At 22.5% G+C, this 15,690-nt stretch carries 17 protein-coding genes; 16 read left to right on the forward strand and 1 reads right to left on the reverse strand.

Annotated elements, in window-relative coordinates; genetic code table 4:
• Positions 1 to 5 precede the first annotated feature (5 nt).
• The 8 genes from SFLOR_RS02515 to SFLOR_RS02550 all read left to right on the forward strand — a co-directional run bounded on the left by SFLOR_RS02515 (position 6) and on the right by SFLOR_RS02550 (position 6,166).
• Positions 6 to 557: a Holliday junction ATP-dependent DNA helicase RuvA gene (locus SFLOR_RS02515; protein ID WP_100916526.1), complete on the forward strand. Its 552-nt coding sequence runs from the start codon at positions 6 to 8 to the stop codon at positions 555 to 557.
• Positions 547 to 1,485: a Holliday junction branch migration DNA helicase RuvB gene (gene ruvB, locus SFLOR_RS02520; protein WP_211282860.1), complete on the forward strand. Its 939-nt coding sequence runs from the start codon at positions 547 to 549 to the stop codon at positions 1,483 to 1,485. Before SFLOR_RS02515 ends, ruvB begins: the two co-directional genes overlap by 11 nt.
• Before the next feature lie 63 nt (positions 1,486 to 1,548).
• A complete protein-coding gene (locus SFLOR_RS02525; RefSeq protein ID WP_100916527.1) occupies positions 1,549 to 1,830 on the forward strand; it encodes a hypothetical protein in 282 nt (93 codons plus the stop codon).
• Positions 1,831 to 2,045: 215 nt separating this feature from the next.
• A complete protein-coding gene (locus SFLOR_RS02530) occupies positions 2,046 to 2,894 on the forward strand; it encodes a S66 peptidase family protein (protein WP_100916528.1) in 849 nt (282 codons plus the stop codon).
• Positions 2,895 to 2,909: 15 nt separating this feature from the next.
• A complete protein-coding gene (locus SFLOR_RS02535) occupies positions 2,910 to 3,719 on the forward strand; it encodes a hypothetical protein (protein WP_169919184.1) in 810 nt (269 codons plus the stop codon).
• Positions 3,720 to 3,785: 66 nt separating this feature from the next.
• Positions 3,786 to 4,298, forward strand: a complete 513-nt coding sequence (locus SFLOR_RS02540; protein WP_100916529.1) for a hypothetical protein — start codon at positions 3,786 to 3,788, stop codon at positions 4,296 to 4,298.
• A gap of 54 nt (positions 4,299 to 4,352) precedes the next feature.
• Complete coding sequence (locus SFLOR_RS02545) at positions 4,353 to 5,360, forward strand: hypothetical protein (protein ID WP_100916530.1); 1,008 nt, start codon at positions 4,353 to 4,355, stop codon at positions 5,358 to 5,360.
• Positions 5,360 to 6,166 carry a hypothetical protein gene (locus SFLOR_RS02550; RefSeq protein WP_100916531.1) on the forward strand — a complete coding sequence of 269 codons (807 nt, stop codon included), beginning with the start codon at positions 5,360 to 5,362 and terminating at the stop codon, positions 6,164 to 6,166. Before SFLOR_RS02545 ends, SFLOR_RS02550 begins: the two co-directional genes overlap by 1 nt.
• On the opposite strand, the gene SFLOR_RS02555 is transcribed toward SFLOR_RS02550, so the two are convergent.
• Positions 6,163 to 6,987, reverse strand: a complete 825-nt coding sequence (locus SFLOR_RS02555; protein WP_100916532.1) for a hypothetical protein — start codon at positions 6,985 to 6,987, stop codon at positions 6,163 to 6,165. The genes SFLOR_RS02550 and SFLOR_RS02555 overlap by 4 nt on opposite strands.
• Positions 6,988 to 7,078: 91 nt before the next feature.
• On the opposite strand from SFLOR_RS02555, the gene SFLOR_RS02560 reads away from it, so the two are divergent.
• From SFLOR_RS02560 to SFLOR_RS02595, 8 genes are all read left to right on the forward strand, one after another.
• Entirely contained in the window at positions 7,079 to 8,014 is a 936-nt protein-coding gene (locus SFLOR_RS02560) for a hypothetical protein (protein ID WP_100916533.1), read from the forward strand.
• A gap of 60 nt (positions 8,015 to 8,074) precedes the next feature.
• Positions 8,075 to 8,659: a YqeG family HAD IIIA-type phosphatase gene (locus tag SFLOR_RS02565; RefSeq protein ID WP_100916534.1), complete on the forward strand. Its 585-nt coding sequence runs from the start codon at positions 8,075 to 8,077 to the stop codon at positions 8,657 to 8,659.
• Complete coding sequence (gene yqeH, locus SFLOR_RS02570) at positions 8,646 to 9,938, forward strand: ribosome biogenesis GTPase YqeH (protein ID WP_100916535.1); 1,293 nt, start codon at positions 8,646 to 8,648, stop codon at positions 9,936 to 9,938. Before SFLOR_RS02565 ends, yqeH begins: the two co-directional genes overlap by 14 nt.
• 158 nt (positions 9,939 to 10,096) lie before the next feature.
• Complete coding sequence (locus SFLOR_RS02575) at positions 10,097 to 11,059, forward strand: ROK family protein (RefSeq protein WP_100916536.1); 963 nt, start codon at positions 10,097 to 10,099, stop codon at positions 11,057 to 11,059.
• Between the two features lie 35 nt (positions 11,060 to 11,094).
• Entirely contained in the window at positions 11,095 to 11,292 is a 198-nt protein-coding gene (locus tag SFLOR_RS02580; protein WP_100916537.1) for a DUF896 domain-containing protein, read from the forward strand.
• Positions 11,293 to 11,379: 87 nt separating this feature from the next.
• Positions 11,380 to 13,941: an endo-beta-N-acetylglucosaminidase gene (locus SFLOR_RS02585; protein WP_100916538.1), complete on the forward strand. Its 2,562-nt coding sequence runs from the start codon at positions 11,380 to 11,382 to the stop codon at positions 13,939 to 13,941.
• 10 nt (positions 13,942 to 13,951) lie between these two features.
• The gene (locus SFLOR_RS02590) at positions 13,952 to 14,653 is read left to right on the forward strand and encodes an ABC transporter ATP-binding protein (RefSeq protein WP_100916539.1); all 702 of its coding nucleotides are present in this window, start codon (positions 13,952 to 13,954) and stop codon (positions 14,651 to 14,653) included.
• Positions 14,646 to 15,539 carry a cation-translocating P-type ATPase gene (locus SFLOR_RS02595; RefSeq protein WP_100916540.1) on the forward strand — a complete coding sequence of 298 codons (894 nt, stop codon included), beginning with the start codon at positions 14,646 to 14,648 and terminating at the stop codon, positions 15,537 to 15,539. Before SFLOR_RS02590 ends, SFLOR_RS02595 begins: the two co-directional genes overlap by 8 nt.
• Positions 15,540 to 15,690 lie beyond the last annotated feature (151 nt).

The following is a 15,690-nucleotide window of genomic DNA, read 5'->3' on the forward strand; positions in this document are numbered from 1 at the left end:
TTAATATGTATTATTTGAAATGTACAATAAAAGATATTTCAACAGATTTAATAATTATTGAATCAGCCAATATTGGCTATAAAGGCTTTAAACTTTTTAATGACTTTGTAGAAAAAGAACAAGAGATAAATTTATATGTAGTAAATTATAAAAATGAGTTTATTAATGAACTTTTATTTTTTAATAAAAAAGAATCTAGAGATCTTTGTGAAATTCTTTTAAATATTAAAAATGTAGGAATAACAACTATCAAAAAAATATTTTTAAAAATGAAATATGAGCATTTTATAAAACTATGTGAAGAGCAACATATTGATGAAATTATTTTAAAAACTAAACTATCAGAAACAATTTGTAAAAAAATTGTACAAGAGATTAGAAACAAGATATTTAATGAGAAATATAATGTAAAACAAATGAGAGTTATAAATTCTTTAAGCAAATTAGGTTATAAAATTTCAGATATTTATAAATCAATTCAACAAATTGATTTTAATTTAACTGAAGAAAACATTTTAAAGAGTGCTATTTTAAATTTAAACAGTTATGGAAACTAATATTTTTAGACCAAATTGTTTAGAAGAATTTATAGGACAAAAAAATGTAGTTTCTAATTTAAATGTTTTTGTTCAATCTGCAAATAAAAGAGATAAAAGTTTAGATCATATTTTAATTCATGGTCCTTCTGGTTTAGGTAAAACAAGTTTGGGTTATTTGGTATCAAAAATAATGAAAAAGAAAATATATGTTCTTAATGGTCCAAGTTTGCAAAAACCAAGTGATATTATTTCTCCTTTAACTTCTTTAAAAGAAAATGAAATTTTATTTATAGATGAAATTCATTCTGTTTCAAAAGAGGTTTTTGAAGTTTTATATCCAGTTTTAGAAGACAATAAATTAAATATTATTATTGGTAAAGAATATAATTCAAAAGTTGTAAATATAAAAATTCCTAATTTTACTTTAATAGGAGCAACAACTGAATTAAATAAATTAACTACTCCATTCATAAATAGATTTCCAATATCTTTTCATTTTCAACATTACAGTGATTTTGAAATTTTTCAAATACTTAAGATAAATAGTAAAAAATTAAATATAAATTTAAATGATGAAATATTTAAATATATATCTAAATTTTGTCAAAATACACCTAGAGTAGCTATAAATTTATTGAAAAGAATATATGATTACATAATAATTCTTGATAATAAAAATATAGATATAAATTTAATAAAAGATATTTTCAAAAAATTAGAAATTTATGATTCAGGTTTAAATTCACAAGAAGTTAGTTATTTAAAATTATTAAATAAATACAACTATTTAGGAATTGAAACAATTCAACAAATGTTGGGTCTTCAACAACAAATAATAATAAAAAATATTGAACCTTTATTAATTAGAAATTTTTTAATAGAAAAAACAACTAAGGGAAGAAAAATTACAGCTAAGGGAAAAGAATGAATTGAAAAAAATTTATAAAACTATTGTAAACTTAAAATGAACACTTATAATAATTTGTATAGAAAAAGGGAAAATAACAATATGAAAAAATTATTAACTGTTTTGGGTAGTGCAATGTTAACAACTAGCACATTAGGAGCATCACTAAATACTGTTTCTTGTGGTGAAAATTATACATTAGCTGATTTTCAAAAATTATTGAGTGAAATTGAAAATCTTGAGGAGAACAAATATACAGAAGAATCTTTACAAAATTTAATGATTGTTATGATTGAAACCTCAACAAATGTTATTTTAGGTAAATCTGTTACTAAAAATTATAAGAAACTTAAAAATGCAATGAATGCTTTAGTATTAAAATAAAATTATTTATGGATTTATAAATAATGAATTAGGATAATAAATTATCCATAATTTATTCTTTATAAATTTTTTTATTTACAAAAAAATTTATAAATTAAGATATTTAATATAAAATGTATTTTTTTTTAAAAATAATTATTATCTTTATAACCAAAAATTTTTTAAGAAAAACTATATATGAAAAGTGATAAAATAATAAAGATGAGGAAATAACTATGAAAATAGCTGCATTTAATATAATTGATAGTGTTGAAAAAAATGATATAGGTTATTTTGAAAACTCTGTAGAATTCTTTAAAAATAAAGGTTTTAAAGTAATTGTTCCAGAAAATAAAATGACAGACAATAAGCAAGAATGAATTGAAAAAGATTTTGAAAGAATAATTAATAGAAAACCTTTTATTGCTTTACCAACTTTTTGTAAAGCAAATGAGGTTAATTTTATTAAAAAAGCTAATTGAAAAAAAATTAAAAAATCAAAAGTAATATTTTGTGGTAATTCTTTTATAACACCGTTTTTAAATGCTATTTCAAAATTTACTTCAAATGAAGTTTTATATGGACCAAATTTTATAAGTAATTTTAATTTGGAGTCTAAAGATGATACTTATGTTTCTTTAATAAAAAAAATATCAATAAAACATGATATTGAAGAAATCCAATTAAATAATCCTAAATTTTTTGGTAAGAAAATAGTTAAAGGTAATTTAATAGGAGGAGAAATTACTTCTTTTTTAGAAATGTATAAATCTGGATATATTTCAAAAGTAACAAAAAAAGATATTTTATTAATTGATGGTATTTTTAAAGATAAAGAAGATATTAAAAAAATAATATTTATTTTGAAAAGATATAAAATATTAAATAAAGTTAAAGGAATTTTAGTTTGCCAATCAGTTATTGACAATCAAGAAATGTTAAAAATATTTTTGTCAGAAATGCAAAAAATTAAAAAAACTAATATTGCTATTGGTTTAAAAGGTATGATGTCAGATGAAATAAATATATTAAAATTAAACAAAGAAATAATAATTAATTTTAAAGAATTTAAAATTTTACAATAATTGAAGGGATAAATAATGAAAAATAAAGTATGATATAAAAATTGACTTTGATATAGTCATCTTGTTTTGGCAGTAGTTTTTTTAAGTTTTTTAATTTGAGGTCTTTATTTGTGTGCTTTTAAAGAGTTTTGATATATAGATGAATGATCATCTAATAGATATTCATTAAAATATTTTACAAACTTTGATGTATTAATGAGTTTTTTTTCAGTTCAAGTGAATATAATGACAATAGTTTGATTAATTTTTTATGTATTAAATTTTAATAAAAGAAATTATGGTGTTACAAGCACAAGATTTAGAATGACTATTATGAATTTAAATTTAATAGTATTTATTATTTTTTGAGTTGGAATAATTTATTTCTTCTCAATTGATCCCAATGAATTAAGCAGATATACAAAAGGGCAAATTGCATGTACTATAGTTACTCATTTTATTGCTCCTTTAACTTTAATTGCATTGTATTGATTTACTATGGGTGAGCAAAAGTATAATTATTTAGATTTATGAAAAAAATGAGATCTTCACATAACTATTTTATATTCATTTTTATATATGATTTATGTTTATGTGAGAGGAACTATGTATGAAAAAGATTACTTCTTTGCACCTGCATGACCATATCCATTTTTAAATTTTAATAATTTATTTGTTGGAAATTCAGTTGTAGGTTATATGTTGTTATTATGTGTTATATTTATTATTTGAATTGTCGCTCATCATTCACTTTTAATTTTTATAAATAATTTAGCTTATAAAAATAGAAATAAAAATAAAACTTCTAATAAAATAAGTAAAACTCAAGTTGTAAAACATGAATAGTTACTATATGGCAGTAAAAAAAGTAATGTTATAATAATAGTAATTCAACTGTGGAGGTAATTCAAAATGGAAAATAAAGTTTATAATTTAAAAAAATCAAGTTTAGGAAAAGTTTCTTTTTTAGAAGGTACATCATTTTGTATGATTGAAGGAAAAACAAATAATAATCAAAAATTTAAAGAACTTATTATTGTAAGAACTGTTGAAGAAGCTATTAAAAAATTTCCACAATGATGATCAGAGGTTATTTACTCAAATATAGAAGATAAATTAACATTTGATAATAAAATAATTGATTGACTAATTCAGGAATGAGAAAAAGGGATTATATCTTTAAAAAATGAAATGTATGAAAACTTTGCTATTGAAGAAATTAAAAATATGAGTCCAGTTGAATTTATTAGATCTGAACCTGAAATGATAGCATTAACATTAGTTCATATTACAGTTAGGCACACAAATGGTTTTTTAAGTGTGCCAGTTAATAATATTGAAATTTCAATTAGATTTGTTAAAAATATATTGACCATTAATTTTTGAGAAGAAGGAAATCCAAAAACTGAAAAGCCTCAAATCTAAAAGATTAAATTTTAATCTTTTTTTTATTTGCTATAATTTAAATGGTGAAAAACATTGAAAAAAATATTAAATCTTTTATCTTCAATAACAATAATAAGTTCTTCAATTTTAACTGTAACTTCATGTGGAAATCCAATATCAGGAAGTAGTTTTTATAATACAAATTACAATAAAGCTTTTGGTATTATATTTTCTACAAAAGCTGAAGATAAGAGCATAAATTTTTCAATGTTACCTGATTTAAAAGCAATTCCTAAACCAGATCCTGGGCGATTAAAACCTTCTACTTTTAATTATGCAACTGATAAAATAAAAAAACTTAAGCTTAAAGACAACGAAATAAAACTGAATTGTGAGAATTATGTATGTAATCAAAATAACTCGTTTAAGGGTAAAAAACTTACAAGAGAAGAATACAATACAAATGATGAAGATAAAATTATTATTCAATATGCAATTGATGATTTAGCTCAATGATTTTTAATTCCCCCAGATTTTAATGAAGAAATATTTTATGATTTTAGTAATTTAGTTTTAAATGCAAATTATCAAAATAATATTTATTTTTTTAATAAAAATAATGAATTAGAAACTGAAGAATTAATTCTATGATCAAAACAAGATTATATTAATATATCAAATGAAAATAAAAAAATTGAGAATTCCTTTACTTTTTTTGACAAAGATATAAGATTGACAACTGAAATTATTGACTTAATTTTAAATTCAAAAAATTCTAAAATTGAAAATATTATAACTTTACCTGAAAAGAATAATGAAAATAAAAATAAGCGATTAGTAATTAATTTTGAAGATATTGATAAAGAAAAAGAAACTTTGACAAAACAAAGTGTGGAAAATTTATTTAAGTATTATCAAAACAATTTAAAATTTACAGAGAAAGTAGAAACTGAAAAACCTGAAAGTGATAATAGTCAAGTTGTTTCAAAAAAAACTTATAAATCTGATAATTTGAAATCTTTTGAAATTGAAAAAGCTGAAATTAAAGAAATAGTTATTAATATAAATTATAAATTAGATGTGAAGGGAGAGAGCAAATAATGAAAAAAATTCTTTCAATTTTCTCTTCAATATTTATAATTCCTCTTGCATCAGCATTAAGCGTTTCTTGTGAAGCAATTGTAACAATTGCATCAAAAAGTTATAAAGGTAAAACAGATGAAATAAATATATTTTTTAATGGTAAAAATATCATAAAACCTTATAATTTAAAATACCTAGAATTTATAAATGACTCATGAGAGCACTTTGGTTTTGAGTCAAGTTTATCTTCAAATAAGATTGAAAATAATCTAATCCTAGTTACAACTGATGAAGAAAAAAATTTTATTAATGTTTTATCAGAAATTTATAAACCCTTAGTAATTGCAACGGATTTATATGATTTTACAGGAATGACTATTATAGTTGAAAATATATTTTTAAATTCAATTAATGTAAAAAGAGTTAATGAAAATGACTATAGCACAACTATTGAATCAGAACTTGCATTAACTATAAAAAAAGGCTGAAAAGAGCAGGGGAAAATACTAGCTTCTTTAAGTAATTCAACACCTTTAGATAAAGCAGAAACATTTTTATTTATAAATAAAATTATCAATGGAATAGAATTGAATTTGAAAGTTAGTGATAATATGGTAAAAGATGAAAAAACTAATGAAAAATATTATGAAATTCAAGGCTCATTATCTGAGACACAACAAGCTCAGTTTACTTCAAAATTAATTTCTAGAGCAAATGCAAAATTATCTTTAGATTTAACAGATAAAATAACTTTTGATGATAAACAAAATACATTACAAATTGATGGTATTAACTATAAATTTGTTGAAAAAAGCAATGTTTAAACATTGCTTTTTTTAAATACTTTGCTGCTTTTAAAAATTTGATCTATAAGTTCAATTTTTCCTCTTAATTCTTCGCTAATCATTATTCCTTTATTAAAAATAATTATTTTAGAGTTTTCGTTAATTTTTTCTACACTAATTTCATCAATTTCATTTTCGTTAATTTCTTGACCAATTATATTCTCAAAATAGTGTTCTATAATTTTGCTAGCTTCTCTTTTCTTTTCAAAATCAGGATCATTTTCCACAATTTTCATTTCATCTTTGTAAAAATCACTTTGTTTTGGATTTTCCATATTTCAGATTTCTAGCTTTTTTAATGTTTTTTTTAGATTAGCTTCTAAAATATATTGAAGATCTTCATATTCAATTTCAGCTAATAGGGTATCTTCTCCAAGTTTACTCATTAAACTATCAATTATATTTAAAGATTTACTTAAATTTTTTATTATATTATTTAGTTGCATTTTCATAATTAATTCAGTTATTTTTTCTTGAATATTACTTGGATTTTTTTGAATAATTTCAAATAATTCTAATTGGGCATCTGCTCCAATATTTTTCATATCATCACCATTTTTGATATTTAAGCTATATTTTTCAATAAATTTTTTAATATCTTCATATTTCTTAATTTCTTCAATCTCTAATTTAATATTATTTAATATATATGAAGTAACATTTACATCTGGAGAGAAACTTCCAAAACCTGGATCATTGTCATCTAAAAAACTTAATTTGAAATTATCTATCTTTTCAATTATAAATTTTTTGAATCATTTTACAGAAATCTCATCTGTATATTCTTTTAAATTTTCCATATATTTTCACCTATACAAATATAATATATTATATTGGTTAATTTTTGAACTGAAAAATATGATATTATTTATTTAAAGTAGGTATATTATTATGAAAAGAAATTCAATAAAAATTATCGATGAAGGATTCTTTTTATTAAATGAAAATCAAAATTTCAGATTTGATAGAGAAGCATCTAAAAAAATTCTTGAGAACATTCAATTTCCAATAATAGTTTTAGATACAGAATTTTTTAATCATTCTCATGATAATGGAAATAATGATAATCAGTTGTATAGCGAATCAAATAAGGATTTAGTTTATGTTATTCAATATTCATTTGCTAAATCATTAAAAGAAATCTCTAATAGAGATAATAAAAAAGCTATAAAATCAATAACAATAAAAAGAAACTTTAATGATAAAACATATGATTTTTTTGATCAATATTTAAAAATGATTATTTCATTTTTAAATATGTGTAGAAATAAAGAAATTAGAACAATTGTTTGTGCAGGAGCAAGCAATGATATAAAAATTATTAATCAATGAATTAATGAAAATAAAAAATTATTTGCACGAAAAACTTTGAAAATGGCTTTCTATAATAAGGAATCGAAAGAATTAAATGCAAATTATTTTGATATATATGATATTTTAGAAAAAACTTTTTCTTTTTCAAATACTACTAAAACAGGAGAAGAATTTTGAAAAAGAGAAAATTTACCTAAAGGGAAACAAAACGAAGAAATGATTGCCTTAACAGGAACTAAAAAATTTTTTGATTGATTCGAAGAAATAAATCAAAATTTATTAAAAGATGAAAAAGATGATATTTACTCAATGTGTTGTAATGCTTATTCATTTTTCTCAAAGTCAAAAGATGCAAAAATAGATTTTGAAGAGTATAAGCAAATGAATAGAAATATAAAGAAAGTTATTGATCATTGTTATAATGATGTTTTAAAAGTTCTAGAATTTTTATCTTTTGTATATGAATTTACTCATGTATCTTATTCAAAAAATGTTTATATAAAAAAATATTAGTGTTAAAAAAGTAAAATTTAATAATGTTGGTATAATTATAATTGATTAGAGGTGCAAAAAATGGCTAAAAAAAAGAGAACTAATTTCTTATTATTAAACTATTTTAAACCATCAATTTATCTTGAAAGCTATGAAAAAGTCAATTTAGATTCACTTAAAAATAGCGGAATTAAACTTGTAATGTGTGATATGGACAATACATTAATAGGTTGAAATGAAAGAATTCCTTCAATTGATGTTATAAATTTTGTAAAAAATGTTTACTCTCATAATATGGAATTTGTATTATTTTCAAATAATATAAGAAGTAGAGTTGAAAATTTTGCAAAAAAAGCAGGAATTAAAAACTATTTTTGAGATTGTAAAAAACCTCTTTTAGGAAAAATGAAAATTGTAAAAAAGTTATTTAAATATAAAGAAGAGGAAATAATTTTAATAGGAGATCAATTAGTAACTGACGTTCTTGTAGCAAATAGAGCACATATTAAAAGTATTTTAGTATCACCTTTAAGTAGAAATAAAGAAGAAAGTAAAACTATTCAATTTTTAGAAAAACATATATTAAAAAAATTGTCACAAAAAAATATTTTACATGAAGGTTTCTATAATGAAGGAGAAATAGGGGGTAACTATGAAATTCTCTAATAAAGATAAAGTAGAAGAAAATGATGAAAATTTTAAAAATGATCAAGAAAACTCATTAAAAGCAGAAGATAATTCAAGTAATAAAATTAAACAAAAAAGTAAAGTTACACTAACAGAAGCAACTCCAGGTATTGGAAATACAACAAACTTTAATTCTAAAGGTCCCAAAAAATGCATTGGTTGTGGGAGACAATTACAAACAACTGATGATAGACAACCAGGATTTAGTTTAAATATTGAAAAACAAGATTTGTGTTTAAGATGTTTTAAAATTAAATATTATAACAAGCTTGTAGAACAAGAAATTAATGATCAAGACTTTATTAATATAATTGATGAAATCAATTCAACAACCAAAAAAATAAGATATTACTATGTTGTAGATATTTTTGATTTACCAGGAAGTAGAATGACCTGATTAGAAAAATTAATTTCTAAAAAGGAAGTTATTATCCTTGTAAATAAAATTGATTTATTTCCTAAAGCTGTTAAAAAAATTAAAATATTTAATTATATTAAAAAGTTTTTTGAAGATTCACCAATACGAGATTCAAAAATCATTTTAACAAGTTCAATTAAACAAGACTATGTTTACTCTCTTTTAAATGAATTAAAATCAGTAGACTATGATCAATATATTGTGGGTATTTCAAATGCTGGAAAATCAAGCTTAATAAATGCTTGTTTAAAATTGAATAAACAAATTCCTTCAATAGTTACTTCGAAATATGTAAATACTACTTTAGATAAAATTAAAATTAATTTTACAAAGAACAATTTTGTCTACGATACACCAGGGCTTGTAAAACACAATCATATTGCCATTGCAACAGCTCCAAATTATTGAGATTTCTTTTTCTTTCAAAAAGAGATTAAACAAGTTACTTATCAGTTAAATGCTGGTCAATCAATATTTTATGGAGGACTTGCTTGATTTACTTTTGAAGAAGGACAAGCAATTAATGAAAAAAGTGGAAAGAAAATGAAAACTAATTTTCATTTATATATAAATAAGCAAATGCCTTTGCACAGAACTAAAGCACTAAATGCTCAAGTTTATTTTAAAAAAAATCGTCATTTGCTTGCTCCAAGATTATTAAGCAATGATATAACTTTTGAAACTAAAATGTTTGAATATAATGATGAAAGAAAAATTGATTTACATATTTCTGGATTGGGATGAATTAGTTTTAAAACTTATAAAGATTTAAAAGTTTCAATAACAGTTCCAAAAACAGAATATGGAATTAAAATAACACAATTAGAATCTTTGATATAAAATAAAAATATAAAAGATTTTTAGTAATTAGTAAATATTTTTTATTTTTACTAAAGTATTTTATATTTGAATAAAAACTAAAAAAATTCCATAATTTGCTATTATTAAATACTTAAAAATGTTATATTTATATTAATTAATTTTGGGGAGGACTATAAATGAAATTAGTTTTAGCCATTGAAATAGGCATTACATCATCAAAAGTGGGTTTAGTCAATCAATATGGAGATTTGCAAGCTAAGTTTTCAGTTGATCATGATTTAGATAATTTATTGCCTAATTTATATAATAAAATAATTGAAGGTTTAGAAGCTATTGGTATTAATTATGAAAAAGAAGTAGAAAAAGTAGGTATAGCAATGGGTGGTTATGTAGATCACATTTTTGGTATAATAAAATTTTCTGCAAATTTGCAATTAACAAATTATAATGTAAAAGAAGAAGCTGAAAAATTATTTAATAAACCAATTTTTGTAGTAAATGATGCAAATGCAAGTGCATTGGGTGAATTTTGAATTGGAGTTGCAAAACAATTTGATTCTATTATTTTCTACTATATTGATAAAGGAATTGGTGGATCTGTTATAACTGAAGGTAAATTAGCACCAGGAGCTAGAGGTTTTGCAGGAGAATTTGGTCATGGTGGGGGAATTTTTCAAACAAAATATCCTTGTCCTTGTGGATTAGAAGGATGTATTGAGCCAATGTCTTCAACTTCAGGAATTGAAAATCACTTTAAAATATCTTTTAAAAATAAAAGAAATCATCCAGCAGCTAAATTTTTCAAAAATAAAGAGGAAATTACATTTAATGAAATAGTTGAAGTTTTTAAAAAAGAGGAATATCCTGTTGAAATAAAGGACTTGCTAGAAGAAGCACTTGAACCAATTATTATGCATATGGCTTTAATGATAAATGCTTTAGATCCAGAAGCAATTATTTTAAGTGGAGAATTGACTTTATTAGGAGACAAACTGATTGAAATTATTAAAACGAAAATTAAAAAGTATATAATTGATATGTTTTTAGAAGAATTAACTATCGAAATTGCTGAACTTGGAGATGATTCAACAATGATAGGTAGTGCGTATTATGCATTAAATGATTGAAAAATATTTTAATTTTCAATCATTTTTTTATGAAAGGAGCTTAAATTATGGAGCACTTATTAAAAAGAATTAATGAACTAGCTGCTATTGCAAAAGAAAGAAACTTAACAGAAAGTGAATTAGAAGAAAGAACTAAATTAAGACAGGAATATATAAAATTGTTTAGAAAAGGATTTGAACAACAACTTTCAAATGTAATAATTGTTGATAAGAATGGCAATGAAATAAAGAAAAATAAAAAATAAAAGAAGTTGCAAACCTTGTAAAATAATTTTTAAAAAAAATAAAATTATTTTATTATTTTTATCTATAATAACTTTAAGGGGGAATATATGAAGAAGTTATTATCAGGACTTATGATTTTTACAGTAGTAAGTTCAACAAGTGTTAATGTACTTTCATGTGGTAGAAAAACATTTGGAACAGATTTGTCAAAATTAGAGGATTATAGTTGAAATAAAGAGGAACCTTATTTTAAAAATTATAATGAAGTCTCAACAATAGACAGTCCAGAAAATTTTAAAGATTTAGGAAAAGTAGAAGCTTCAAATAAAGCTGAATTTTTTGATATATCAAAAATTAATACAGGTTTTAAAACACAAAATGAAATTGCAAAGCAAGCAACTACAGGAGTACCTTTAAATAGTAAATTTTTACCTAATGGAGGTAGACTTTCTGATGTTCAATTAATTGAAAAAAAAGATTATTATACAAGAATTAATAAATTAGTTGATTGAAAGTATGATCAAGATTTAGATGCGAAATATAATAAATCAAGAATTAAATTACAAGATAGTGAAAAAGTGCAAGATAGATGAGTTGATTCTCAAGATAAGAGAGTTAAAGAAATGAATATGTCTACAATAATTGATTCTACTTCAAATGAAAATACAATTGTTGGAAGAAATAGAACTTATGAGAGATCATTTAATAATTATCAATATAATGATATATTGGTAAGTTGAGCAGGAGCAATAGATGAAGGAATAATAGTTCCTCCAGGAAAAAATCAAGTTGAAAAAGCTCATATTAATGGAACTAAAATATTAGGAAATATTTTCTTAGATGGATATCATGGTTTAACTAAAGAAAGTATCAGTGGTTTTTTAGAAAAGGATAATTCTGGAAACTATTTAGTAGTTGATGTCTTAATTGAAATGGCTAAAAAATTAGGATTTGATGGTTGATTTTGAAATAATGAACCAAATGGTTCAAATCCAAGTGGATTTGTTGTAGATTACAATATAACTGTAGAAATTATGAGACAATTACAAGAAAAAATTAAAAAAAGTGAAGATGAAGAAATTAAAAATTTAATGGTTATTGGTTATAAAAATTATGGTAGTTTAGCAGTAGACAAAAATGGAACTGTTTCTGATAAAGAATCTGAACAAATTTATAATAATACAAATCAATTTTTAAATGACTTCTATGTTTTTCCAAATGAAGTTAAAGCATTTACAGATGCAAAAAATATTAAAGATAAAAAATTTGATATTTATAATATGTTTAATGCAGGTGCTTGAGTTGGAGGAAAAATCTGACTTGACAGTAATAAAATTGGAACAAGAGATTATAGAGATTTAACTCATCTTTTAGTAGATGAAAGTGGAATTCCATATGATTCAACTAATGCAGAAAGTATGAAAAAATTACAAAAAGATTATATGGACCCTAATGGAAAAGTAAAATTTGCAAAAGCAGATAGTGAATATGCAGGAGCTCAAAACTCTTTATCTTTATTTGCAGGTCATGTTCCTTATGATTTAGCATCTCAAGATATGGACAAAATATCTAGTGAAAAAAGTATGGATTTAGATACTTATGGTATGGTTGCTGCAAATAACTATGATGATATTTTATATACTGGAAAGAAAAAATCTCTTGCAAATGACGATATAGGTCTTGCCTATTTTCCAAGTAATAAATTTGATGATGAAATAAGTAAATATCCTCATAAATATAGCTATGGTGTAGGAAATATTGTTGCAGAAAAAACTACTTTAATTGATTCAAATAAAAAATTCATTACTAATTTTTCTACTGGACAAGGAAATAGATTTGCAACTCTTGATGGCTCTTCTAAATATGAGATTAAAAATTTTCCATGAAGTAATACAAATATAGCTGATGTTCAACCAACTTATAAATGAATGGTAAAAAATAGAGAAAAACAAATTTCTGCATTTGATGGAATTAGTGGTTATTACGATTATTATGATCCTTATTTAAAAGGTAACTCAATTGCTTTAGGATCTGGTTATGATAATAATGGAAAAATTAAAGAGGCAAGTTGAACTAAAGGTGAAAAATATGATTGAACAATTATGGGTTCTAATTATTTAACAAATGAGAATAAAAATGTAGAAATTATTTTTAAAGCTCCTGAAGAAATTGCAAATACTGTTCAGCTGTCTTTAAAAGATTCAAACAATGTAAAAACTAATACAAATATGTCAACACCAACTAATTTAGGTAATGGTTGATGATCAATTAAACAAGATGTTGCTAGCTCAATTTCTAAAATTGGTATTAATTTCACTGCTGTTGAAGATAAATTTAAAATTAATGTTGGTCAAATTTCTGTAGTTAAAGGAGATTCTAAAAACTTATTAGAAGATTCAAATCCACAAACTAAAATTCAAAGTGAATTGGAAATTTCAAGAGGAGATATAAAAAATCTAAGATTGAATTTTGAAAATTTAATTGATGAAAGTATATACAGTTATTATGAAATATATAAAAAGAATGCAAATGATAAATTAACTCTGATTGGTATGTCTAATTCAGATAATTATTTCATTAAAAATATTGATAAAAACACAAATGAATTTTACTTAAAAACTACAAATAATTTAACTAAAAAAATAGAATGAATTAAATTTGAAATTTAGGTGATAGAAAATGATTCAAATTAATAATGTATCAAAAAGTTTTGGTAAAAAAGAAGTTTTAAAAAATATATCCCTAGAAATTAAAGATGGAGAGGTTTTTGGTTTATTAGGTTCAAATGGTAGTGGAAAAACTACTTTAATGGAAATTTTAGTTGGACAATTAAAGCCAAACTCTGGTGAAATTTTAGTGGATAATAAGAAAAATGGTTACAAAAATATAGGTATACAATTTCAAGAAGGATTTTGACCAAAAGGTGTAACTTCATCTTTAATAATTAATTATTTCAAAAAGAACTCTAAAGCTGTAAAAAGCAAAGAAGTTCAAGAGTTAATTGATATTTTTGAAATTCAAGATTTTTTAAAAAAAGATTTGAATAGTTTAAGTGGGGGTCAAAAGCAAAGGCTAAATACTCTTTTAGCTGTTATTAATGATCCAAAATACATTTGTCTTGATGAAATGATAACAGGTTTAGATTTAAAAATGCAATTTAAACTAATAAATTATTTTGAAAAAATGAAAGAGCAAGGAAAAACAATAGTGATTATTTCACATATTCCTGAAGAAGTAGAAAAGTTATGTGATAGATTCGTTATTCTTAAAGATGGAGAATTGTTTTATTATGCAGAAGTTAAAAAAGCTGTTAAAGAATTTGGTTCAATAAGAAATTTAATGATGATTTATTATAATGAGGAATTGAAAAAAAATGTTTAATAAAAATGATAAAAATACCAAAGAAAATGAATCAAGATTTCTTAATGAATCAATAATGCTTTGAAATAATTTAAAAGTAATATCTATATCAGTTTTAAAAAACTTAAGAACATATTTATACATATTTGTTCTTCCATTGGCATTTATAACAGCTGCAATTTTTTATAGAACTCAAGGTGGATCAAGTGAAGTAAGAGTCGCTCAAATAGCAGGTTTCTTTCAAATCTCTTCATTTTTTATAATATTTCTAGTAAATATTACTATTTCGGAATGAAAAAACTCGGTTTTCTTAAAAAGGATTCACTCATCAGGAGTTTCAAAAACGAATTTCTTAATTTCTATAACATTATTTAATTTTTTAATAGGTATAGTATCTTTCCTTGTGAATTTTGCATACATTTTGATACTGTTAACATTTGTTATTAAAAGTACTTCAACTCAAAAACCATTATCTTCAGAATTGGAACTTATTGATTCAATGGGTTGAAGTGGTGTAGTGCTCTCTCTTATTTTCACTTTACTAATATCAATATTCTTAGGAACTGTAATTAGTGGTGTTTTTAAAAGTGTTGCACTTTCTCAAACAATAACAACATTCTTTATTTTATTTTCAATCGTTTTTTCAGATAACTTTTTATCTCCTGAAGTGATGGGAACTGTAAAAGGTTTAGTAGGTGTATCATATCTTGTACCATATAAACATTCAATATGAATTGGTTATTTAATGATTTCAAATGGTGCAAAAGATCTTATTTATCCACCAGTTACAACGAGATTATTTTTAAGTTTTAATCTTATTACATGATTACCAATTTTAACATCAATAATCTATACAAGTTTATTAGGCGTGGGAGCATACTTTACTTTTAAGTGAAATGCAAAATAAAACTATATTTTAAAAAAGTTAATAAAATTAATAGTAAATTATATAATAAATTTTAAAAAGAAAATAAATGAAAATTTAAAAGTTAAAATTAAATTTTCTTTTTTTTTTTTTTTTGAAAAAATGGATAAATTAAAACTCAATCAATATTCTT

It is taken from the genome of Spiroplasma floricola 23-6, from assembly GCF_002813555.1.
GTDB classification, from domain to species: domain Bacteria; phylum Bacillota_I; class Bacilli_A; order Mycoplasmatales; family Mycoplasmataceae; genus Spiroplasma_A; species Spiroplasma_A floricola.